Source organism: Candidimonas humi, from assembly GCF_019166065.1.
Classification (GTDB): domain Bacteria; phylum Pseudomonadota; class Gammaproteobacteria; order Burkholderiales; family Burkholderiaceae_B; genus Candidimonas; species Candidimonas humi.
In genome coordinates, this window is the sequence record NZ_JAHTBN010000012.1 from 63,960 (window position 1) to 87,334 (window position 23,375).

Annotated in this window: 18 protein-coding genes; 6 read left to right on the top strand and 12 right to left on the bottom strand. The window is 65.9% G+C overall.

Features of this window, described 5'->3' with window-relative positions; genetic code table 11:
• The first annotated feature begins 80 nt into the window (after positions 1-80).
• Positions 81-1,610: a MocR-like pyridoxine biosynthesis transcription factor PdxR gene (gene pdxR / locus KVP10_RS19070; protein WP_217966330.1), complete on the top strand. Its 1,530-nt coding sequence runs from the start codon at positions 81-83 to the stop codon at positions 1,608-1,610.
• Positions 1,611-1,889: 279 nt separating this feature from the next.
• Here pdxR and KVP10_RS19075 read toward each other — a convergent pair whose 3' ends face one another.
• Positions 1,890-3,299 carry an NAD(P)/FAD-dependent oxidoreductase gene (locus KVP10_RS19075; RefSeq protein WP_217966331.1) on the bottom strand — a complete coding sequence of 470 codons (1,410 nt, stop codon included), beginning with the start codon at positions 3,297-3,299 and terminating at the stop codon, positions 1,890-1,892.
• A gap of 71 nt (positions 3,300-3,370) precedes the next feature.
• A complete protein-coding gene (locus tag KVP10_RS19080; RefSeq protein WP_217966332.1) occupies positions 3,371-3,763 on the bottom strand; it encodes a nuclear transport factor 2 family protein in 393 nt (130 codons plus the stop codon).
• Between the two features lie 404 nt (positions 3,764-4,167).
• Between KVP10_RS19080 and xsc the strand changes: the two genes are divergently transcribed.
• On the top strand, positions 4,168-5,964 hold the full coding sequence (gene xsc / locus KVP10_RS19085; protein WP_217966333.1) for a sulfoacetaldehyde acetyltransferase: 1,797 nt from the start codon (positions 4,168-4,170) through the stop codon (positions 5,962-5,964).
• A gap of 278 nt (positions 5,965-6,242) precedes the next feature.
• Positions 6,243-7,265, top strand: a complete 1,023-nt coding sequence (gene pta, locus KVP10_RS19090) for a phosphate acetyltransferase (protein ID WP_217966334.1) — start codon at positions 6,243-6,245, stop codon at positions 7,263-7,265.
• Between the two features lie 126 nt (positions 7,266-7,391).
• Here pta and KVP10_RS19095 read toward each other — a convergent pair whose 3' ends face one another.
• The 3 genes from KVP10_RS19095 to KVP10_RS19105 form a co-directional block, all read right to left on the bottom strand.
• Positions 7,392-9,041, bottom strand: coding sequence for a cobaltochelatase CobT-related protein (locus KVP10_RS19095; protein WP_217966353.1), 1,650 nt, complete (start codon positions 9,039-9,041; stop codon positions 7,392-7,394).
• A 71-nt stretch (positions 9,042-9,112) separates the two neighbouring features.
• Entirely contained in the window at positions 9,113-10,114 is a 1,002-nt protein-coding gene (locus KVP10_RS19100; RefSeq protein ID WP_217966335.1) for an AAA family ATPase, read from the bottom strand.
• Between the two features lie 82 nt (positions 10,115-10,196).
• On the bottom strand, positions 10,197-11,003 hold the full coding sequence (locus KVP10_RS19105) for an IclR family transcriptional regulator (RefSeq protein ID WP_217966336.1): 807 nt from the start codon (positions 11,001-11,003) through the stop codon (positions 10,197-10,199).
• 179 nt (positions 11,004-11,182) lie between these two features.
• On the opposite strand from KVP10_RS19105, the gene KVP10_RS19110 reads away from it, so the two are divergent.
• Genes KVP10_RS19110 through KVP10_RS19120 form a run of 3 tightly spaced genes read left to right on the top strand, consistent with a single transcriptional unit; the run spans position 11,183 to position 13,311 of the window.
• Positions 11,183-12,238 carry an FAD-dependent oxidoreductase gene (locus KVP10_RS19110; RefSeq protein ID WP_217966337.1) on the top strand — a complete coding sequence of 352 codons (1,056 nt, stop codon included), beginning with the start codon at positions 11,183-11,185 and terminating at the stop codon, positions 12,236-12,238.
• Between the two features lie 51 nt (positions 12,239-12,289).
• A complete protein-coding gene (thiS, locus tag KVP10_RS19115; RefSeq protein WP_343218775.1) occupies positions 12,290-12,508 on the top strand; it encodes a sulfur carrier protein ThiS in 219 nt (72 codons plus the stop codon).
• Positions 12,509-12,510: 2 nt separating this feature from the next.
• Entirely contained in the window at positions 12,511-13,311 is an 801-nt protein-coding gene (locus KVP10_RS19120) for a thiazole synthase (RefSeq protein ID WP_217966338.1), read from the top strand.
• 136 nt (positions 13,312-13,447) lie between these two features.
• On the opposite strand, the gene typA is transcribed toward KVP10_RS19120, so the two are convergent.
• The 7 genes from typA to rluB all read right to left on the bottom strand — a co-directional run.
• Positions 13,448-15,268 (bottom strand): translational GTPase TypA, encoded by a 1,821-nt coding sequence (gene typA / locus KVP10_RS19125; protein WP_217966339.1) that lies wholly within the window; start codon positions 15,266-15,268, stop codon positions 13,448-13,450.
• Positions 15,265-16,020, bottom strand: a complete 756-nt coding sequence (gene truB / locus KVP10_RS19130) for a tRNA pseudouridine(55) synthase TruB (protein WP_217966340.1) — start codon at positions 16,018-16,020, stop codon at positions 15,265-15,267. Before truB ends, typA begins: the two co-directional genes overlap by 4 nt.
• A 31-nt stretch (positions 16,021-16,051) precedes the next feature.
• A complete protein-coding gene (gene rbfA / locus KVP10_RS19135; protein ID WP_217966341.1) occupies positions 16,052-16,465 on the bottom strand; it encodes a 30S ribosome-binding factor RbfA in 414 nt (137 codons plus the stop codon).
• A 3-nt stretch (positions 16,466-16,468) separates the two neighbouring features.
• Positions 16,469-19,423: a translation initiation factor IF-2 gene (gene infB / locus KVP10_RS19140; protein ID WP_217966342.1), complete on the bottom strand. Its 2,955-nt coding sequence runs from the start codon at positions 19,421-19,423 to the stop codon at positions 16,469-16,471.
• A 64-nt stretch (positions 19,424-19,487) separates the two neighbouring features.
• The gene (gene nusA, locus KVP10_RS19145) at positions 19,488-20,969 is read right to left on the bottom strand and encodes a transcription termination factor NusA (RefSeq protein WP_217966343.1); all 1,482 of its coding nucleotides are present in this window, start codon (positions 20,967-20,969) and stop codon (positions 19,488-19,490) included.
• Positions 20,966-21,448, bottom strand: coding sequence for a ribosome maturation factor RimP (rimP, locus tag KVP10_RS19150; protein WP_217966344.1), 483 nt, complete (start codon positions 21,446-21,448; stop codon positions 20,966-20,968). Before rimP ends, nusA begins: the two co-directional genes overlap by 4 nt.
• 499 nt (positions 21,449-21,947) lie before the next feature.
• On the bottom strand, positions 21,948-23,375 hold a 1,428-nt coding region (gene rluB, locus KVP10_RS19155), incomplete at its 5' end, for a 23S rRNA pseudouridine(2605) synthase RluB (RefSeq protein WP_217966345.1).

Sequence of the window (23,375 nt, forward strand, 5' to 3'; positions counted from 1 at the left end):
GGTATCGTACGGAATCATGCCAAGCGGCCCGGGCCCGTCGAGCCGGCCGCCGGCGGCGACCCAGGAACCCAATCCCGGCCATGCAGCCCAGCACCGCCCCTCACCTGCCCGTACTGTGGTCCTCGCTGTTCGAACGCGTCAGCGACCCCAACCTCAGCCTGCAGGGCCGTATCCGGCAGATGCTGGTGTCGGCGATTCTGTCCGGACACTTGCCGCCCGGCACGCCGGTGCCCTCGAGCCGGCTGTTGTCGGACAGGCTCGGCATCGCCCGCAACACCGTGGTGTTCGCCTACCAGCAACTGGTTTCCGAGGGCTATCTGGTGTCGCGCGAGCGCAGCGGCCATTTCGTGGCCGACGACGTGCTGGCCGGACGCCTCGCTCCCTCCGGCAAGGACGAACCGGGCGCAAGCCCCCCCGCCGGGCCGAAGCCCAAGGCAGACTGGCACCGGCGCATGAGCTTCCATCCGTCCACCCAGCGCAATATCGTCAAGCCCGCCGACTGGCAGACGCTGCCATTTCCTTTCGTCTATGCCCAGTTCGACGCTACGCAGTTCCCCACCGCCGAATGGCGCGAATGCTGCACCAAGGCGCTGTCGGTGCTGGACATCCGCAGTTGGGCGCCCGACCTCATCATCCACGACGATCCGGCGCTGATCGAGGAAATCCGCACCCAAGTGCTGCCGCGCCGCGGCGTCTGGGCCGACAAAGAAGAAATCGTCATCACCGTGGGCGCCCAGCACGCGCTGTACCTGCTGGCCGACCTGCTGATCCAGAAGCACACCGTGGTGGGCATCGAAGACCCGGGCTACCCCGATGCCCGCAACACCTTCATCCACCGCACCGAGCGCCTGCTGCCGCTGGCCGTAGACGAACAAGGACTGCGGATCACGCCGCAGTTGCGCGACTGCGACTATATATTCGTGACGCCCAGCCACCAGTGTCCGACCACGGTGACGCTGCCTCTGGAGCGGCGCGAGGCGCTGCTGGACATCGCCGGCGAGGCCGACAGCGTCATCATCGAAGACGACTACGAAACCGAGAACCGCTACGACGACGAACCCACGCGGGCGCTCAAGAGCCTGGACAAGAACGGCAGGGTCATTTACGTGGGCAGCCTGTCCAAGAGCTTCGCGCCCGGCCTGCGCATAGGCTTCATCGTCGCGCCGGCCGAGCTGACGCACGAGCTGCGGGCGCTGCGCCGCCTGATGCTGCGCCATCCTTCGGCATACATACAGCGCGCCTTCGCGCTGTTCATCTCGCTGGGCCATCACCACGCGCTGCTGCGCAGGCTGTCGCTGATCTATCGGGAACGCGCGCAGGTGCTGACGCAGGCGCTGGGCGAGTTCCTGCCCGAGCTGCACCATCTGCCCCTGACCGGCGGTTCCTGGTGCTGGGTCGAATGCCCGCCGCAGGTCGATACCCAGAAGCTGGCCGATCACGCCCTGGCAGAGGGCGTGTTCATCGAGCCCGGACATGTGTTCTTCCACAATGTCGCGCAGGTGCGCAACAACTATATGCGGCTGGGCTTCAGCGCGCTGGACAGCAGGCGTATTCCGCCCGGGGTCGAGCGCCTGGCGCAGGTTTATCGCGGGTTGTACGGGAAGGGTTGAAGCTTCTTACGGATTTGTGGAATCGGGGGCCGCAATCTATATTGCGGAGGTCATTAATTCGGGAGGTCATGAGCTCTATCAATTTCTTAAGGCGCCGGGGCTGCCCTGCGGAGTTCCGATGCTCGGCAGACTCGCCTGCGCTTCGGACTCCTACGGGGTCCCCGGCTCGCAGCCAAGCATCCTGAGCGGTTTTCAAAACCATGCAAAGCCAGGAGCAAAGAACCAGGCACAAAGAACAAAGAACCCAATACAACAAAAGAACCGAACATAAACGCCGGCTCAGAATATCTCGTCGCGCAGGTAATAGTATTTGTAGAACATCGCCTGCCCCAGCCGGCGGAACGGCGCGAACAAATGGCCCGGCAGCGGCGAGTTGTAGATCGGCAAGTCCCAGTGCTTGCCGCCCTTGCCCACGATGCGCTCGGCCAGCCGGCGGCCGGCGTGCGAAGAAAACGACACGCCATTGCCCCCGTAGCCGAAAGCGTAGTAGATCTGCTGCGTCGGATCGGGCTGCGCGATGCGCGGCATCATGTCGTGGCTGACATCGACCCATCCCCACCACGAATACGCGATCGGGATATCGCGCAGCCGCGGGAACTTCCGGTACAGGCCGTCCTTGAGCAACTGCAGGTGGCGCGGATTGCGCGCGTCCGAACCCGTCACCGAGCTGCGGCTGCCGATCTGCATCGAGCCGTCGGGCAGCAGGCGGTAATAGAAGCGCAAAGTGCGCGTGTCCGTGATGAAGGTCGTGGTCTTGAGCCCCGCCTCCTCGCGCTCTTGCGCGGTCAGCGGCCTGGTCACCATGGAATTGGACAGGATCGGCATGATTTTGTTGCTCAGGCTGGGATGCAGGCCCTGGGGCGTATAGCCGCCCGTAGCCACGCCCACGCGGCGCGCACGCACCACGCCGCCGGGCGTGCGCAGATGATGCACGCCATTGATGGTTTCCCAGCCCAGCACCGGGCTGGCGGGATGGATCTTCACGCCCAGCGCCCGGGCCTTGCGGATGTAGCCGAAGGCCAGCTTCAGCGGATGCACGCCCACGCCATCGGGCTCGAGCAGCGCGCCGGCCGCCTCCATGTCGCGCACATAGTGTTCATGCAGCTCGGCGCGCGACAGCATACGCGTGTCGTAGCCGAACACTTCTTTCATGACACGCGCCTCGTTCTCGAGGAAAGCCATCTTCTTGGCGCGGTGCGCGGTGTACAGGTGGCCGCCCGGCTGGGCATCGCAGTCTATGCCGGCCACCATGCTCTTCCAGTATTCGAAGCCGCCGCGAATTTCCGCATCCAGGCGCTTGGCGGTTTCCAGGCCCCAGCGCTGTATCCACTGCGAGCGATACAGCCGCCCCGAAGCGTTCTGGCCCTGGCCGCCGTTGCGGCTGGTGCAGCCCCACGCCGTGTGGTTGGCTTCCAGCACTACCGCGCGCACGCCATGTTCCTGCGCCAGGTTCAAGGCAGTGGCCAGGCCCGTGAAACCCGATCCGATGATGGCCACGTCCACGTCGCAGTCGGCGCGTATGGGCCCGTCGTCCTGCGGCGCCGGCCCGGCGGTGCCGACCCAATAGGTCGGCGCATACGCCTGGCCCTGGCCTGTCTTGGAGACCAGGGGATCGTACAGGGGATCGTAGGCGCTTTCCTTGAACGTATCGGAAACTGCGCCGCTGACGGCTTCGGGACTGGCAGCCATGATGACTCCGCTAAGGGTTGCGACAGGACGAATTCGGGAAGGCGCGCCCTTGCGGCCGCGCCGGCGTAGGTTCAGGCACGGGCGGCGATCGGCGGGCGCTGCTTGCGAAATGCGTTCTTGCGCAGGATCTTGCCGTCGCGGAATACGAGCAGGTCGACCATATTGGCCTCGATGCGGGCGCCGTCGGCGGCCGTGCCGGTGAAGGTCGATTCCATGACGCCTTGGTCGCCCCTGACCCAGACGCGCGGATTGCGCCACTGGGCGTCGGGTATCGACAGCCAGGCCGACTCGAAGGCCTTGCGCACTGCTGCCGTACCTTCGTGGCGCGCACCGTACACCTCGGGGCCTGCCACGGCCTCGAACACGCATTGCTCGTGCATGCACGACATCAGGCCTTCGATATCGTGGCGATTCCAGGCTTCGCCGAATTTTTCCAGAAGGCGGACCAGATTTTCCTCGGACATTGCTCTATCTCCCTGTGTCTCGACTATGGGCTGCCGGCGCCGGCAGCCCATGCGCTCGCGCATCGCGCACATGCACGCCGGCCATGCATGCCGGCGGCCACGGCGCATCCATGCATCAGTAAGGTAGGAGATCGCCGATACAGGGTCTAGATCCAGAAGCGACGTTTCGCATGCGCCAGATGCGCGGCACGCCGGCGGCGCCGCGGCATGGCCTCGAGTCTGGTGCGGGCGGTGGCGCCGGCAGCGCGAAAAATTTCGGCGAATTTGTTTGACTTTTTTTTTGAAACCCCATAGAGTTCGCTAAAACACAAAATATCGGAACAAAACATACCGGTTTTTATTTAAATGTCCTGGCTGCAGCCGCACATGCGGGCGCCGGGCCTCACCGCCACAGGAAGATCAACATGAGCTCATCGACCACCACTCCCCCCGCCGGCCCCCAGAAGATGACGCCGTCCGAGGCCTTCGTCGAAACCCTGGCCGCCAATGGCGTGACCGAAATGTTCGGCATCATGGGTTCCGCGTTCATGGACGCGATGGACATCTTCGCCCCCGCGGGCATCAGGCTCATCCCCGTCGTGCACGAACAAGGCGCGGCCCACATGGCCGACGGGTACTCGCGGGTCAGCGGCCGCCACGGCGTAGTCATAGGCCAGAACGGCCCCGGCATCAGCAACTGCGTCACTGCCATCGCCGCCGCCTTCTGGGCGCATTCGCCGGTGGTCATCGTCACGCCCGAAGCCGGCACCATGGGCATAGGCCTGGGCGGCTTCCAGGAAGCAAAGCAGTTGCCCATGTTCCAGGAATTCACCAAATACCAGGGCCATGTCACGCACCCGGCGCGCATGGCCGAGTACACCGGCCGCTGCTTCGACCGCGCGATGTCCGAGATGGGCCCCACGCAACTGAACATCCCGCGCGACTATTTCTACGGCGAGATCACCGCCGAGATCCCGCAGCCGCACCGGCTGGAGCGCGGCCCCGGCGGCGAACACAGCCTGGACGAGGCCGCCGAACTACTCGCCAAGGCCAAGTTCCCGGTCATCATCTCGGGCGGCGGCGTCGTCATGGGCGATGCCGTCGAGGAATGCAAGGCGCTGGCCGAGCGGCTCGGCGCGCCGGTAGTCAACAGCTACCTGCACAACGATTCCTTCCCCGCCAGCCATCCGCTGTGGTGCGGCCCGCTGGGCTACCAGGGCTCCAAGGCGGCCATGAAGCTGATCTCCAAGGCCGACGTGGTGCTGGCGCTGGGCTCGCGCCTGGGGCCTTTCGGCACCCTGCCGCAGCACGGCATGGACTACTGGCCCAAGAACGCCAAGATCATCCAGATCGACGCCGACAACAAGATGCTGGGGCTGGTCAAGAAGATTACCGTGGGCATCTGCGGCGACGCGAAAGCCGCCGCCACGGCGCTGTCGCAGCGCCTTGCCGGCCGCACGCTGGCCTGCGACGCCACCAAGGAAGCGCGCGCCCGCGAGATCGCCGACGAAAAGACCGCCTGGGAAAAAGAACTGGACGAATGGACGCATGAGCGCGACCCCTTCAGCCTCGACATGATCGAAGAGCAGAAGAAAGAACCCGGCAACTACCTGCACCCGCGCCAGGTGCTGCGCGAACTGGAAAAAGCCATGCCGCCCGATGTCATGGTGTCCACCGATATCGGCAATATCAATTCGGTGGCCAACAGCTATCTGCGCTTCGAAAAACCCCGCAGCCTGTTCGCCGCCATGAGCTGGGGCAATTGCGGCTATGCCTTCCCGACCATCATAGGCGCCAAGGTCGCCGCGCCGCACCGCCCGGCAATTTCCTATGCGGGCGACGGCGCCTGGGGCATGAGCATGATGGAAACCATGACCTGCGTGCGCCACAACATCCCGGTCACCGCGGTGGTATTCCACAACCGCCAATGGGGCGCCGAGAAAAAGAACCAGGTGGATTTCTACAATCGCCGCTTCGTCGCAGGCGAACTCGACAACCAGAGCTTCGCCGGCATCGCCCGCGCCATGGGCGCCGAAGGGATCGTGGTGGACAAGCTCGAGGACGTGGGCCCCGCGCTGAAGAAAGCGATCGACATGCAGATGAACCAGGGCAAGACCACCATCGTGGAAATCATGTGCACGCGCGAACTGGGCGACCCGTTCCGCCGCGACGCACTGTCCAAGCCGGTGCGCCTGCTCGACAAATACAAGGACTACGTCTGAGGCCCGGGCCGCCCCGGCGGCCCGGAACATCCGATTTACATGGACGCCCCAAGGGACTCGCACGGCGGCGCATTCCCTGGCCGCAGGCTCCGGCCGGCCTACAAGCCGGCACTCCTGCAGCCTGACAAGCGCGCGCCGCATGCGCCCCGGGGACAGGGCCGGCCTCAACTTCGCTGCGCAGGCCGGCCCGGGCAGTCCATTTTTTTTCACGTGGCGCCAGCATCCGGCGGCAGCAAGCCGGAATGCCGGCGCCGGTTGCGCCGAGAACTGGCCTTGCCATGAATATCCTGGACACCATGCTGGAACAGGCGCGCCGCGCGCCGCAGCGGATCGTGCTGTGCGAAGGCGAAGACCCCCGGGTGCTGCGCGCGGCCGTGCGTGCGGCGCGCGACGCCATCGCCTTGCCGCGGATCGTGGGCAGCCGGCCGGCCATCGAGCACAATGCAGCCGCGCTCGGCCTGGACTTGCGCACGCTGCCTGTGCCCATCGAAGATCCCGCCGCATCGCCGTTGCGCGAGCAGGCCGTCGAACTGCTGCTGGAACTGCGCGCCAGGCGCTGCATGACGCCCGAACAAGCGCGCCAGGCGGCGCTCGACCCGCTGGTCTTCGCCACGCTGATGGTGCGCATGGGCCACGCCGACGGCTCGGTGGCGGGCGCCGTGCATACTACGGCCGATGTGGTGCGCAACGCCATCCAGCTCATAGGCATGCGCCCGGACACGCGCATCGTGTCGAGCTTCTTCATCATGCTGCGCGACCAGCCCTTTCATTCGCAGACACACGCCATGATTTTTTCCGATTGCGGCCTGGTGATCGATCCCGACCACGAGCAGCTCGCCGACATCGCCCTGGCGGCAGCCGAAAGCGCGCGCAGTCTCCTGGGCACCGAGCCCAGGGTCGCCATGCTGTCGTTTTCCACGCACGGCAGCGCCGGCCATCCGGACGCTCGAAAAGTCGACCAAGCCACGCGGCGGCTGCGCGAACGTGCGCCGCAACTGCACGTGGACGGAGAAGTGCAGCTCGACGCGGCCATCGTGCCGGACATCGCCGCGCGCAAGATTCCCGATTCGCAGATCCACGGGCAGGCCAATGTGCTGGTCTTTCCGAACCTGGACGCGGCCAATATCGGCTACAAGCTTACAGAAAGGCTGGGCGGCGCAACGGCCATCGGGCCGCTGCTGCAAGGCCTGAACAAGCCGGCCAACGACTTGTCGCGCGGCTGCAGCGAAGACGACGTCTACAACGTGATCGCGGTCACGGCGGTGCAGGCGCAGGCTGCGGCGATGGCGGCCTGCTCCTGACGCATAGCCGGGCGAGACTTCGTCCACAACGCAAGTCCGCCTCGGCTGCTTGGCGGGCCGGCCCGCACGCCTCGAGCTACCTGGTTCGCATCGGTCGCCTGCGCCGCGCGCGCCGCCCTGCTCCCGTCAAGAGAGCCGGCTGCCGCGCCGTGCCTGCATCAGCATCTGTGTGAAATCGTCGAATACCTTGTTGTCCAGCCTTTCGGACAAATCCACGGCCAGCGAGTCCGGGTAATAAGGGCTCAGGTCCAGCCCTACGCCCAGCCCGTAGATCTCGATGCCGCGCCGCAGTTGCTGGCCGACCACGGCCTTCAGATGATTGTCCAGGTAATAAACGTCATTGGCCAGATTGGTGGCGGTGTCCATGGGGCAACCGTCGGAGACTACCAGCAAGATGCGGCGCCGGCAGTCCTGTCGCGCCAGCCGGGCGCAGGCCCATTGCACGGCTTCGCCGTCCACTCCTTCGCGGAACAGGTCGGCTTTCAGCAAGGCCGCCAGCGGGCGTCGGGCGCGGCGCCACGATACGCCGGCTTCCTTGAATACGATATGGCGCAGTTCGCCAAGCCGGCCCGGATGCGATGCGCGGCCGGCCGCCAGCCAGTCCTGGCGCGCGCGGCCGCCGTTCCATGCCGCCGTGGTGAAACCCAGGATCTCGGTCGCCGTGCCGCCCTGCTCCAGCGCGCGCATCAGGATGTCGGCCAACACGGCCACGGACTCGATGCAGCGCTTCATGGAGCCGGAACAATCGATCAGCAGGCTCACCACGCAGTCCGACACGGGACGGTAGCGGTCGCGCCGGAACAGGCGCCGTTCGCTCGGCGAACTGATGAGCTGCGCCAGGCGGCGCCCGTCTATCACCCCTTCTTCTTCTCCGAAACGCCAGCCGTCGCGCTCCGGATGCGCCAGCGCGGCCTGCAGGCGGCGCGCCAGGCGGTTCACGTTCACGCCCTGGCACGCAATGCGCTGGTCCAGGCGTTCGCGGTATTCCGACAGCAACGCGGCACGCAATAATTCCTCGGCCGGCACCTGCTGGTCGTAGCGTCTGGTATACACCCGATACTGCCCGCGGCCGGCAAGGAATACGGCGCTTTCGCCGCTGTCGGCCGCAGCCAGGCCCTGGTCTTCGCCCTCGTCCTCGGCATCGAGCCAAAGATTGAAGGCATAGCGGCCGCGCGAGCCGGCCGTCTCGGGCTCGTCTTCATATACGCTCTGCACGCGCTGCGCGATGTCGCGCGCGACATCCAGCGCATGGGCCGCGAAACGCGCCTGGTCCGCACGCCAGCGCCGCATGCCGGCAAGCGCGACTCCCAGCGCAGGGCCCAATGCGGCGCGGGTCGGCTCCAGCAAGTCCTGGACGATCTCGGGCAGCTCGCACGCATTGAGCCGGCTCCAGACGATTTGCGACAGCGCGAACATCAGCATGCCCAGGCTGCTCTCGGTGGCGCCCGAGTCGAGGAAATCGCCGCTCCAGGCCCGGTAGTGGCGCTCGAGATTGTGCCGCAGCCCCGGCAGCGATTCGGGCGCGAGGGATTCGACGCGCAACTGCTCGAGCCAGTCGAACACCAGGCGCTGCACAGGCTCGTCCGGCGCCAGGCCGGCGTGCAGGTCCGCATCGGAATACATCAGGCGCAGCGCCATGGCGTCGGCCACGCTGCGATATTCGTCCAGGCCCGCGTCCAGCCCGGCAAGCCGGAGGTGCGGCGCGCGCGGCCGTACCGGCAGTTCGCCATCGAACAGGCCGCCGCCCTCGAAATGCAGGCGGCCATGTCCCGTCATGGAACGCAGCGTCGCGGCGCACAGTTCTTCCAGGCGCTGCCGGCGCGGCAAGCGCCGGCGCGCTTCGAGGCTCACGCGGCGCTCCGGCTGTCCTGCGCCTGCATGGCATGGGCGGCCGACTCGCGGATTTCATCGTCGAAGCAGCGCTGGTAGTATTCGGCCACCACAGGCCTTTCGGGCTCTTCGCATTTGTTCAGGAACGACAGCCTGAACGCCAGTTCCACGTCGCCGAATATGCGGCTGTTCTCGGCCCAGGTGATCACCGTGCGCGGCGACATCAGCGTGGACAGGTCGCCCAGCTCGAAACCCTTGCGGGTAAGCGCGGCGACTTGCACCATGGCCCCCACCAGCGCCCTGCCCGCGGGGGTCTCCAGTTCGGGCACCCGCGCCAGGACGATCGCGGCCTCCTCTGCCGCGCCCAGGTAGTCGAGCGTGGCGACGATGTTCCAGCGATCGATCTGCGCATGATTCAAGACCTGGGTGCCGTGGTACATGCCGTTGGGGTTGCCCTGGCCGACCGTGTTGGACGTAGCGAACAGGCGGAATTGCGGATGCGGCTGCAACACCCGGTTCTGGTCCAGCAGCGTGTAGCGACCCTCGCGCTCGAGTATGCGCTGGATCACGAACATCACGTCGGGCCGGCCCGCATCGTATTCGTCGAACACCAGGGCCACGGGCCGCTGCAGGGCCCACGGCACGATGCCTTCCTGGAATTCGGTGACCTGCAGGCCGTCGCGCACCACGATGGCGTCCTTGCCCACCAGGTCGAGGCGGCTGATGTGCCCGTCCAGGTTGACCCGCACGCAAGGCCAGTTCAGGCGCGCCGCGATCTGCTCTATGTGCGTGGACTTGCCGGTGCCGTGCAGCCCCTGCACCATGACGCGACGATTGCGCGCGAAGCCGGCCAATATGGCCAGCGTGACGTCGCGGTTGAAACGATAGGCGGGATCGATCTCGGGCACATGATCGTCGCGCTCGACGAAGGCGGGCACCTGCAAGGCAATATCCAGGCCGAACAGTTCTGCGGCGGAAACTGCGTGCATGGCGGGTGTGGACGAGGCGGGGTCGGACATGGAATGCTCCTGAAAATCTCACGAGCCAAGGGCAAGTCCGGCGGCGCCGTGTGTCGCGGCGCTCGGGCGCCACGACCTATGGCTAGAGCCCCTTGCCGTTGGCCACTTCTATGGCCGCCAGGGACTGCGCGGCGCGCTGCAGCGCAGGCAGGCATTGCAGCGATTTTTCCGGCGACATGCGCATGATGGGGGCCTGCAGGGCCACCGCCATGTTGGACTTGCCGCTGACCACCGGCACCAGCACCGCGACGCACAACAGGCCGGGCAGGAATTCCTCGTCGTCCACGGCGTAGCCATCGCGGCGCACGCGCTCGATCTCGCTATCGAGTTCGTCGTAGGTGACCAGCGTCTTGTCGGTGTACCTGGCCAGCGGAGCATGCACCAGCAGGCGGCGGCGCTGCAGCGGCGTCATTTGCGTCAGGAACAGCTTGCCGCTGGCCGAGCAATGCACAGGCACGCGCGAGCCCGGATGCAAGTAGAAACGCAGCGGGGCGACCGTCTCGACGCGATCCAGGTACAGCACTTCGCTGCCGGCGCAAGTCGTGATGTTGCAGCTTTCGCCGACTTCCTCGACCAATTGGCGCAATACCGTATGCCGCGCCCCATGCACCGTATTGTTCAGCAGCAGGTTCTCGGCCATGCGCCGCAGCCGCAAGCCCGTGCTGTACTGGCGCCCGTCGCCGTCGCGCTGGATCATGCCGGCGCCCTCGAGCTGCTGCAGCATGCGGTGCAGGGTGGGCTTGGGCAGGCCGAGCTCGTCGACCAGGCTCTGCAGGGAAAAGAACTGGTCCTTGCGCGCGATCACTTCCAGCAGCGCAAACAGCCGCATGGTGGGAGTGTTACCATCGATCTTGTTGTCGTCGATGATAGGCGAACGGGCGGTGTCCATAAATTTTATCTCGATTTTAGGAATGAATTGTACCGGTTTTTGAATTTATAATTGGCTATTGGGCATGCGGAGCCTAAATTTTACAAAAAGCCTCATAGCCTCTCGTTATCCTTATATGCCACGTCTTCCCCGCTAGCGGTCCGCGCCGCGGGGCGAAGCCCGCGGCAGGTGTGTCATAGATGAAAATTGGTGTTGCGGGGGCGGGTCTGCTGGGCCGCCTGCTTGCGTATCTGCTCTGCCGGCAAGGCCACGAAATCCATATCCACGATCCGGCCGCCGGGCCCCTGGCCCGCGGCGCCGCCGGCTGGACCGCGGCAGGCATGCTCAGTCCCACGGCCGAACTCGAATCGGCCGACCTGAACGTATTCCGGCACGGCCTGCGCTCGATCGAGTTGTGGGCCGACATCCTGCCGCGCCTGCAAGGGCCGGCCGACTTCCATCGCGCCGGCAGCCTGCTGCTGGCATACCGCCACGACATCGGCTCGGCCCAGCGGATGATAGGCCTGCTGCAGGAAAAAGCGCCTGAAGAACATCGGCCCCAGGCCCTGTCGCTGCGTGAACTGGCCGAGCTCGAGCCCGCCATCCAGGGGCCCTCGCAAGCCTGGCTGCTGCCGCACGAAGGGCATTTGAACACCGTGCAGGCCATGCAGGCGCTGCAGGCCTCGGCCGATGGCGCCCACTGGCACTGGAACAGCCCAGTGCAAAGCCTTGCGCCCCACACGCTGCAGGCGGGCGGCGAAACGCTGCGCTACGACTGGGTGTTCGACGTGCGCGGCACCGGCGCGCGCGGCGACGCCCCGCCGGGCCCTGCCAATATGGTGTCCTGCCGCAACGTGCGCGGCGTGCGCGGCGAGATCTTCTGGCTGCACGCGCCTGACGTACAATTGCAGCGGCCGGTGCGCCTGATGCATCCGCGCCACCGGGTCTACCTGGTTCCGCGCCGCGACGGCATCATCGTCGTCGGGGCTTCCGAGCTCGAAAGCGAAGACCGCTCGCCCGTGTCGCTGCGCAGCACGGTCGAACTGCTGGCGGCGGCCCACAGCGTGATACCCGGGCTGGCCGAGGCGCGCGTGGTGCACAACGAAACCAATCTGCGCCCCGCCCTGGCCGACAACCTGCCGCGCATCGAGCACGAAAAAGGCCTGACCCGCATCAATGGGCTGTTCCGCCATGGCTGGCTGATCGCGCCCTCGCTGACCGAGGAAGCCCTGGCTGCGCTGGACCTCGATGCCTGATCATTTTTGTACTATGCCCGGACCCACACCGCGATACAGACGGAAGCCATCGTGAACACCATAAGCATCACCGTCAATGGCGTCGAACACCGCATCGCCGAATCCTCGACGCTGCAGGACCTGCTCGACGCGCTGCGACCCGAGGCCGAACCCGGCGCGCCCATCGCCAGCGCCGTCAATGGCGCGCACGTCGCTAGGCAGGCCCGCGCCGCGCTGGTCCTGAAGGACCGCGACGCGGTCACCACATTCGAACCCATTACCGGAGGCTAGCCATGTCGTTCGCGATCGCTGGAGTGGAACTGTCCAGCCGCTTCTTTCTGGGCACTGCCGGCTATCCGTCGCCGCTGGTGCTGGAACAGGCCATACGCGCCTCGGGCGCCGAAGTGGTCACGGTAAGCCTCAAGCGCCAACTGGCCCAGGGCTGCGGCAAGCCCGTCTCCAATCCCCAAGGCCAGGGCTACTTCGAGATCATCCGCCAGAGCGGCGCGCGGCTGCTGCCCAACACCGCCGGCTGCCATACCGCCGCCGAAGCCGTCACGCTGGCGCAGATGGCGCGCGAGGTCTTCGATACGCACTGGATCAAACTGGAAGTCATCGGCGACACCTATACCCTGCAGCCCGACCCCTTCGAACTGGTCCATGCCGCCACCGAGCTGGTCAAGCAGGGCTTCGAGGTCTTTCCCTATTGCACCGACGACCTGGTCACCTGCAACCGCCTGCTCGATGCCGGCTGCCGGGTGCTCATGCCCTGGGGTGCGCCCATAGGCTCGGGACAGGGCCTGCTGAATCCCTACGCCTTGCGCACCTTGCGCGAGCGCATTCCCGACGTGCCGTTGATCGTCGACGCCGGCATAGGCTCGCCCATGGACGCGGTGCAGGCCATGGAGCTCGGTTTCGACGCGGTGCTGTTGAATTCGGCGGTGTCCAGCGCGCACGACCCGGTGCTCATGGCCGAGGCTTTCCGCCTGGCCATAGAGGCCGGCCGCAAGGCGCGGCAGGCCGGCATCATGGCCGAACAGGACATGGCAGTGGCAACCACGCCGGTCACGGGCCGGCCCTTCGTGCTGGCCTGATACGGGCACACGCCCGAAACGGCAAGGGCCTTGCCCTGCCGTATTATTCTTGCGGCCTGCGGCCTGGCGCCTCGTTCTCTCTTGATCGCGAAGCCGCATGAAGAAAAAGGCCGCGCCGACCGGCGCGGCCTTTTTCTTAGGCCATCTCGCGCGACATGCGCCGGCGCTCGTGTTCCTGCAAGTAGCGCTTGCGCAGACGGATCGACTTGGGTGTGACTTCGACCAACTCGTCGTCGGTGATGAATTCCACCGCGTATTCCAGCGTAAGCCGGATGGGCGGCACCAGGTCGATGTGCTCGTCCTTGCCCGAGGCGCGCACATTGGTCAGCTTCTTTTCCTTGATGGGGTTGACCACCAGGTCGTTGTCGCGGCTGTGGATGCCGATGATCATCCCTTCGTACAGCGGTTCGCCCGGCGACACGAACATGCGGCCGCGCTCCTGCAGCTTCCAGAGCGCATAGGCCACCGCGGCGCCGTCGTCCTGGCTGATCAGCACGCCGTTGCGACGCTCGCCCACCCCGCCTTCGCGCATGGGTGCGTACTCGTCGAAGATGTGGCTGGCCAGCCCGGTGCCGCGCGTCAGCGTCAGGAACTCACTCTGGAAACCGATCAGGCCGCGCGCGGGGATGCGGTATTCCAGGCGCGTGCGGCCGCGGCCGTCAGGCTGCATGTCCAGCAGGTCGCCCTTGCGCCGCCCCAGCTCTTCCATGACTGCGCCCTGGTGCCCGTCTTCCACATCCACCGTCAAGAGCTCGTAGGGCTCGAGGCGCACGCCGTTTTCTTCCTTGAACACCACGCGCGGGCGAGAAACCGCCAGCTCGTAGCCTTCGCGCCGCATGTTTTCCAGCAGAATCGTCAGATGCAGTTCACCGCGGCCCGAGACTTCGAAAATCGTATCGTCGTCCGTATCGCGCACCCGCAGCGCCACATTCGACTTCAGCTCGCGGTCGAGCCGGTCGCGCAACTGGCGGCTGGTCACGAACTTGCCCTCGCGGCCGGCCAGCGGCGAAGTATTCACCATGAAGTTCATGGTCAGCGTCGGCTCGTCGATGCGCAGCATCGGCAGCGGCTCGGCCTGCAATGGATCCATGACGGTGCAGCCGATGCCGATTTCCTCGATGCCGTTGATGAGCACGATATCGCCGGCCTGCGCCCCGTCGACCAGTTCGCGTTCCAGGCCCTTGAATTTCAGCACCTGGTTGACCCGCCCCTTGATGGGCTCGCCTTCGGGGCCGAACTTGACCAGCACGTCCTGGCCGGCGCGCAGCCGGCCGCGGTTGATGCGGCCCACGCCGATCTTGCCGACATAGCTGCTGTAGTCCAGCGAGACGATCTGCAACTGCAGCGCGCCGTCCGGATCGTCCTCGCGCTGCGGCACGTATTTCAAGACGGCGTCGAACAAGGGCCGCATGTCGCCGTCGCGCATGTCCGCGGTCAGGCCCGAATAGCCGGCCAGCCCCGAGGCGTAGATCACCGGGAAATCCAGTTGCTCTTCGGTAGCGCCCAGTTTGTCGAACAGGTCGAAGGTCGCGTTGATGACGTGATCCGGGCGCGCGCCGGGGCGGTCGATCTTGTTGATCACCACGATAGGCTTCAGGCCCAGCGCCAGCGCCTTGCGGGTGACGAAACGGGTCTGGGGCATGGGCCCTTCCACCGCGTCGACCAGCAGCAGCACGCCGTCCACCATGGACAGTACGCGCTCGACCTCGCCTCCGAAATCGGCGTGTCCCGGGGTATCGACGATGTTGATATGCGTGCCTTCGTATTCCACCGCGCAATTCTTGGCCAGGATGGTAATGCCGCGTTCTCTTTCGATATCGTTGGAATCCATGATGCGTTCGGAAACCTGCTGATTCTCGCGGAACGTGCCCGACTGGCGCAGCAACTGGTCGACCAGGGTGGTCTTGCCGTGGTCGACGTGAGCGATGATCGCCACATTGCGCAAAGCGCGATTCATAATTCGTCCTTTTGTGTAGAACCCGCGGGCATCAGACCCGCGGGCAAAGCATCCAATCCGATCAGGGCGTCCTGCGGCCGCGGCATGGCCTGCAGGGCTTCCAGCGTCACCGCGTCGGCCAGCGAGAACGGGCCGACGGCGGTGCGACGCAAGGCCGTCAGGTGCGCCCCGCAACCCAGTGCGCGACCGATATCCTGAGCCAGCGTGCGCACATACGTGCCCTTGCTGCAATGCACCGACAGCCGCGCCTGGCGCGGCGAAAAATCCAGAATGTCGAGCCGGTACAAGGTTACCCGGCGCGGCGCGCGTTCCAGTTCGATGCCCTGGCGCGCATATTCATACAAGGGCCGGCCGTCCCGCTTGAGAGCCGAATACATGGGAGGGATCTGTTCGATCTCGCCCATGAAGCCGGGCAGCACCCGCTCCAGGTCGGCCAACGCGACCGGCGCGGCGTCGGGCGGAGCCTGGAACACCACATGGCCGGTCAGGTCGCCCGAGTCGGTTTCTTCGCCGAAGCCCAGCGTGGCTTCGTAAATCTTGTCAGCCTGCAGCATGGCCGCCGATATCTTGGTGGCCCGCCCCATGCAACACACCAGCAGGCCGGTCGCGAACGGGTCCAGGGTGCCGGTGTGGCCGGCCTTGCGTGCGTCGACCGTGCGCTTGGCCCGCTGCAAGGCATGGTTGCTCGACAGCCCCTCGGGTTTGTCGAGCAACAGGACACCATCGAGCAATTGCCCGCGCCGCGTAGCCATCGTCTGTCTGCCTTGGAATGCGCGCCGGCCTTCAGCCGCGGCCCTCGGGATCCAGCCCCGAGGCATCGGCGGACGCATCCGGCCCGGCGCCGCTGTTGGCCTGGTCGATGAGCCGCGACAACGCAATGCCCTTGGCCAACTGCGCATCGTGCACGAAGCGCAGCGTCGGCACCGTATGGATATGCAGCAACTTGAACAGCAGCGAATGCAGGTAGCCCGCCTTCTCGTTGAGCGCGGCGGTGGCCTGCTCGGGTTCGGCGCCCATGACGGTGAAATACACCTTGGCATGGGCGTAATCGGCCGACAGGTCGACCCCGGTCAGGGTGACCAGCCCGGCGCGCGACATGTCGAGCTCGCGCTGGATCAGGCCGGCCAGGTCTTTCTGGATCTGGTCGGCCAGCCGCGTATTGCGGCCAGGATTCGGCTTGGACTTATGACGGCTCATGACTTATAGCGTACGGGCGACTTCCCGGATCTCGAAGACTTCGAGCTGGTCGCCCACCTCGATGTCGTTATTGCCCTTGAGCGTGATACCGCAGTCGAAGCCGGCCTTGACCTCCTTGACATCGTCCTTGAAGCGGCGCAGCGAATCGAGCCAGCCCGTCCAGTGCACGACATGGTTGCGCAGCAGGCGCACCTGGGCGTCGCGCCGCACCACGCCGTCCAGCACCATGCAGCCGGCCACGTTGCCGATGCGCGAAATGCTGTAGACCTCGCGGATCTCGACCATGCCGATGACCTCTTCCTTTTTCTCGGGGGCCAGCATACCCGACATGGCGTTGCGCACATCGTCCACGGCGTCGTAGATGATGTTGTAGTAGCGCAGGTCGATGCCGTTGTTCTCGGCCAGCTTCTTGGCGCTTTGCTCGGCGCGCACATTGAAGCCTATGATCACCGCGTTGGAGGCAATCGCCAGGTTGACGTCGCTCTCGGAAACGCCACCCACCGCGGCATGCACCACCTGCACGCGCACTTCGTCGGTGGACAGCTTGAGCAGCGAAGACACCAGCGCTTCCTGCGAACCCTGCACGTCGGTCTTGACGATCAGAGCCAGGGTCTGGACGCCCTCGCCGATGTTGTCGAACATCGATTCGAGCTTGGCGGCCTGCTGGCGAGCCAGCTTGACGTCGCGGAACTTGCCTTGGCGGAACAGCGCGATTTCGCGCGCCTTGCGTTCATCGGCCAGCGAGATCAGCTCGTCGCCGGCCGCGGGCACTTCGGTCAGGCCCTGGATCTCGACAGGCATCGAAGGCCCGGCGCTTGCCACCGGCTTGCCGTTCTCGTTGAGCATGGCACGCACGCGGCCGAAGCTGGCGCCCGCCAGCACGGCGTCGCCACGCGACAGCGTGCCGCTTTGCACCAGGATCGTGGCCACCGGGCCGCGCCCCTTGTCCAGCCGGGCCTCGATGACGATGCCCTTGGCAGGCGCGTCCACCGGAGCCTTGAGCTCGAGCATTTCGGCTTGCAGCAACACGTTTTCCAGCAGCGCGTCTATGCCTTCGCCGGTCTTGGCCGACACGGGCACGAAAGGCACGTCGCCGCCGTATTCTTCAGGCACGACTTCTTCGGCGACCAGTTCCTGCTTGACGCGGTCGAGGTTTGCATCGGGCTTGTCGATCTTGTTGATCGCCACCACCAGCGGCACGCCGGCGGCCTTGGCATGGTGTATGGCCTCTTTGGTCTGGGGCATGACGCCGTCGTCGGCGGCCACCACCAGGATCACGATATCGGTGGCCTTGGTGCCGCGCGCACGCATGGCCGTGAAGGCCTCGTGGCCCGGGGTATCCAGGAAGGTCACCATGCCGCGGCTGGTCTTGACGTTGTAGGCGCCGATGTGCTGCGTGATGCCGCCGGCCTCGCCGGAAGCCACCTTGGTGCGGCGGATGTAGTCCAGCAGAGAGGTCTTGCCGTGGTCGACGTGGCCCATGACGGTCACCACCGGCGCACGCGGCAAAGCCTCGGCTTCGGTCTGCTGTTCGACACTCTCGTCGAGGAAGGCCTCGGGATCGTCCAGCTTGGCGGCGATGGCGGTGTGGCCCAGCTCCTCGACGACGATCATCGCGGTTTCCTGGTCCAGCACCTGGTTGATGGTCACCATCTGCCCCAGCTTCATGAGATGCTTGATCACCTCGGCGGCCTTGACCGACATCTTGTGGGCCAGGTCGGCCACGGTGATCGTTTCGGGCACGTGGACTTCGCGGGCGATGAATTCGGCGACTTGCGGTTCTTTGCGTTCCGGCTGCGCATTGCGGCCGCGGCCGCCACGGCCGCCGCCCTTGCCGCTGGAAGCGCGCCAGCCGTCGCGGCCGGCGGGCCCGTCGGTCTTCTGCGCGGGTTTCTTGCGGCCGTTTTCGTCGGTCCAGGAAGACGAGACTTCGGACGCCTTGATGGTCTTCTTGACGCCCGTAGCGGCGCCGACCGGAGCCTTGGCATCCTTCTTGGCGGCCTTGCCGGCATTGGGCTTATGCAGCGTGCCGGAAATACCGCCGGCCTCGGGCTCGGGCGCCTTGAGCACCTTGCGCGGGCGGCTGAGCATTTCGCGCAGCGCGGCAGCTTCGGCTTCGGCCTTGCGGCGCGCACGTTCGCGGTCTGCCGTGCCGTCGGCAGCCGGCTTCTGGGCGGCCGCCTTCAGCGGAGCGCGCGCCGGCGCCGCAGGCGCATCGGCAGCGGGCTTGGCAGCCTCTTGTGCGGGCTGGGGAGTGTCTTGCGCCGCGGGAGCAGCTTCCGCGGCCGGCTCGGCCTCGGGCTCGGCGGCCGGCTCTTGCGGCTGCGCCGATGCAGCGGCGTCCTTGTCCTGGGCAGCGCTTTCGTCCTGCGCGGGGACGGCAGCCGTTTCCGGCGCCGGCTCTTGGGCCGGTTCCGGAGCACTGGCCGCGTCTGCGGGCGCCTCGGGCGCCGCAGGCGTCTCGGGGGCTTCCGGCACGGCCGCAGCCTCGGGGGCCTCGGCGGCGGCCGGCTGCTGCGCAGGAGCGTTCGCGGCGGAATCCGGATGCGCGGACTCGGCGGCCGAAGTCTCTTGCGGCTCGGCGGCCGCAGCGGCAGCGAGCTCGACCTCGGACTCGTCGGCCTGGGCCGCAGCCGCGCGGGCCTCGGCGGCCAGTTCGGACGGGTCGCGCTTGACGAACACGCGCTTCTTGCGCACCTCGACCTGGATCGTGCGCGAACGCCCCGACCCATCGGCCTGGCGGATTTCGGAAGTCTGGCGGCGCGTCAAGGTGATTTTCTTGCCCTCGGAACCGCCATGGGTACGCCGCAGGGACTCCAGCAATTTCGCCTTGTCCGTATCCGTGACGGTATCGTCGACCGACTTGAGTTCAACACCCGCCGAACGCAACTGCTCCAGCAGTACATTTGCAGGCATTTTCAGTTCGATGGCGAACTGGGCGACGGTGTTACTCGGCATTCGACTCTCTCTTACTTGCTACAGCCATTTCAATAAAAGCGACCTCTGGTATGCGGCCGGCGCTTCACGCCTGGTCATCGAACCAGTGCGCCCGGGCGCGCATGATCAGCTCGCTGGCGCTGTGTTCGTCCAGGCCGGTCATGTCCGACAGCTCGTCGGTTGCCAGTTCGGCCAGGTCGTCGCGCGTATAGATTTCTTTCTCGGCCAATTTAGCCGCCAATTCGGGGGTGACGCCCTCGACCTCGAGCAGATCCTGCGCCGTCTGCACGCGCTCTTCCTGGGCTATGGCCTCGGTGAGCAGCGCGTTGCGCGCACGCGTGCGCAACTCGTTGATCGTGTCTTCGTCGAAGGCTTCGATCTCGAGCAGTTCCTGCATGGGCACGTAGGCGATTTCCTCGAGCCCGGTGAAACCTTCGTCGATCAGGATGTCGGCGACTTCTTCGTCGACATCGAGCTTGCTGATGAAGGTCTGGCGCAGGCCGGCCCGCTCGGTTTCCTGGCGATTCTGGTTTTCCTCGGGCGTCATGATGTTGATCTGCCAGCCCGTGAGCTCGGAAGCCAGGCGCACGTTCTGGCCGCGCGCGCCGATGGCCTTGGGCAGGTTCTCGGCGTCGACCACCACGTCCATGGCATGCTTGTCCTCGTCGACCACGATGGATTCCACATGCGCGGGAGCCAGCGCGCCGATGACGAATTCGGCAGGGTCTTCGGCCCACAGCACGATATCGACCTGCTCTCCGCCGAGTTCGTTGCGCACGGCCGTGACGCGCGAACCGCGCATGCCCACGCAAGTACCTATGGGGTCGATGCGCTTGTCATAGGCAATCACGGCGATCTTGGCGCGCACGCCGGGATCGCGCGCCGCCGCCTTGATTTCCAGCAGGCCCTGTTCGATTTCGGGCACTTCGTTCTCGAAAAGCTGGCGGATGAATTCCGGCGCCGTGCGCGACAGGATCACCTGCTGGCCGCGCGCCGCATGATCCACCCGCAGCACCCAGGCGCGCACGCGATCGCCGATGCGCATGTTTTCCTTGGGGATCATTTCGCTGCGCGGCAGGCGGGCCTCGATCTTGCCGGTTTCGATGATGGCATCGCCCTTGTCCATGCGCTTGACGGTGCCCGAGACTATGGTTTCGCCGCGTTCGAGGAAGTCGTTGAGCACTTGCTCGCGCTCGGCGTCGCGGATCTTCTGCAAGATGGCCTGCTTGGCGGCCTGCGCGCCGATGCGGCCGAATTCCACCGGCTCGAGCGGTTCTTCGATGTATTCGCCCACCTCGATTCCCGGGGAAATTTCCTGGGCGTCGGAATAGAGTTCCTGCTGGTCGGGTTCTTGCAGCCCGGCATCGTCGGGCACCACCAGCCAGCGGCGGAAGCCTTCGTGCTCGCCACTATCGCGATCGATCGACACACGGATGTCGGCTTCTTCCTTGAAGCGCTTTTTCATGGCCGAGGCCAGCGCGTTTTCCAAGGCTCCGAAGACCACTTCACGCGGTACGTTTTTCTCGCGCGCCAGGGCGTCGACCAGTAGAAGAATTTCGCGACTCATCGCTTTTTTCCCTTGAAATCAAGAATGGGATTCAGTTTGGCTCGCTCTATGTCGTCCAGAGTGAAACCTAGCGTCGGCTCTACGCCTTGCCCGGCTTCGAGTTCCAGGCCGAGCACGGGCGCTTCTGCAGCGAGGATGTCCTCGGGCACACGCAACAGGCCGACGAATACTTTGCGGTTGTCCACGGCCGTGCGCAAGCGGATCTCGACGCGCTGGCCGGCGTAACGGGCGAAATCGGCGCGGTTCTTCAAGGGCCGGTCCACGCCCGGCGAACCCACTTCGAGACGCTTGTAATCGACGTTCTCGACTTCGAACACGCGCGACAACTGCTTGGAGACCTGCTCGCAATCTTCGATGCGCACGCCGTCTGGCCGGTCTATCGTGACGCGCAGCAAGCCCAGCGGCGCACGCTCGATGTCGACCAGTTCGAGATCGGTGCCCGCCAACGCTTCCCGTGTCAATGCGAATATATCTGCCATGAATATCAAAAAAAAATGGGCTGTACGCCCAGCCCACTATTGCCGCCCCGCCCGTGCCGCCGGACCAGCCGGAAGCCACGAAGAACGGCGCATTCGGAATGTGCCGCCATGCCGCAACGACGGAGCGCCATGGCGCTCCTGCCGTATCCACCTGCGTTGCGCACTGGCGTTGCCTCTGAATCCGGCAAGCCCGAAGCCGCTGGCGGACATGCGCGGTATCCGGGGCGCCTCGGGGCAATCCCGAGTTGCCTCGAAGACGCCGGCCACAAGAAGCCCAAACCCAATACCGCGCAATACATCCTGCGACATACCGCGCACCACCCACGGCGCCGTCAACCTATGGCGGCGCTCAATCGGTAAGCATAGCTCTATGAAACACAACATTTTAGCAGAAATTCAAGAAAATTCCTGCTAAGTCACGGTCTTACACATAAAAAGCAACAGCCCCCGCGCTTGCCGCCCAGGGGCCGTACGGCGCGCGGGCGCCGGGCGAGCCGGATCAGCGAGAGCCTCGGCCGCGCGCCCCCAGGAATCCCAGGTGTGACTCGTGCGCCGAAGCGCCGCGCGGCTGCCAGTCGTCGTCGCGCGGGCCCGATTTGCGCCCGCCCGCCGGTTTGCCGGCGGGTTTGGCCGCTTTTTTCGCGGGGCCGCGTCGCCCAGCGGGCTTGGCGGCCTGCGGCCCTTGTGCCGGACGCGCCGGCTTGCGCTTGCCGCCCTCGTTGCGTTTTCCGCCCTCGGCGCGCTTGCCCGCATTGGGGTGGCCGTTGGGCAGGCCGCCACTGAACATGAGACCGGTGCCGTAGGGATCGGAGGGATAGGATTCGAACGTCTGGGTCTTGGCCGCGCGGCCGCCCCCGGACAACTTGCCGCGGCGGCCCAGCTTGGCGCCGTTCATGCCGTTGCGCTCGAGCGTGCCGAAGCCCGGCGGCAAGGCGCTGTCATGCGAGGCCGGCTGGCGGGCGCGCCGTTCCGCGCCCTCTTGGTCGTCGTCGCGCAACAGGCCGAGCTGCACCATGAGCGCCTTGACCAAGGTGGCATCGAGCTCTTCCCAGCGGCCGCGGCGCAGGTTGCGCGGCAGCACCACTTCGCCGAAACGGGTACGGATCAGGCGGCTGACCGTCACGCCGGCCGCCTCGAACATGCGGCGCACCTCGCGGTTGCGCCCTTCGGTAAGGGTCACTCGATACCAGCGGTTGCTGCCTTCGCCCCCCAGGTATTCGAGCGAGCCGAACTGGGCCATGCCGTCTTCGAGCTCGATCCCCTTGAGCAGGCGCTGCTGCTGGGCCTCGTCGAGCTCGCCCAGGACGCGCACCGCATATTCGCGTTCGGCGCCGTAGCGCGGATGCATCAGGCGGTTGGCCAGGTCGCCGGAAGTCGTGAGGATCAACAGGCCCTCGGTATTCAGGTCGAGCCGGCCGACCGACAGCCATTTGCCGATGCGCACCTTGGGCAAGCGGGCGAAGACCGTGGCGCGTCCGCCGGGATCGTCATGGCTGACGATTTCGCCGGCAGGCTTGTGATACAGGATCACGCGCGGGGGCTTCTTGGCATTGGGCCGGGCCACCAGGCGGCCATTCACGCGCACCTGGTCGTTGGCGCCGACACGCTGCCCGATATGAGCAGGCTCGCCGTTGACCGAGACACGGCCGGCGACGATGAGTTCTTCCATTTCGCGGCGCGAGCCCACGCCGGCATCGGCCAGCACTTTGTGCAGCTTGGGGATGACGGCATCGCTATTGAGATACTTGCCCAGGCGTTGCGCCAGCTTGGCCGACTTGTCCAGGTAAGCCAGCGCATTGTCGGCTTCTTTGTCGCCGCCCTTGTCCGCAACCGCGCCATCGGCACGCGGCGTCTTGCGCGCGCGAGCGCTGCGGGGCGCCGTCTGGGCCTTGGGAGCCCGCGGCGCAGCGCCGGTGGGCTGGGCGGC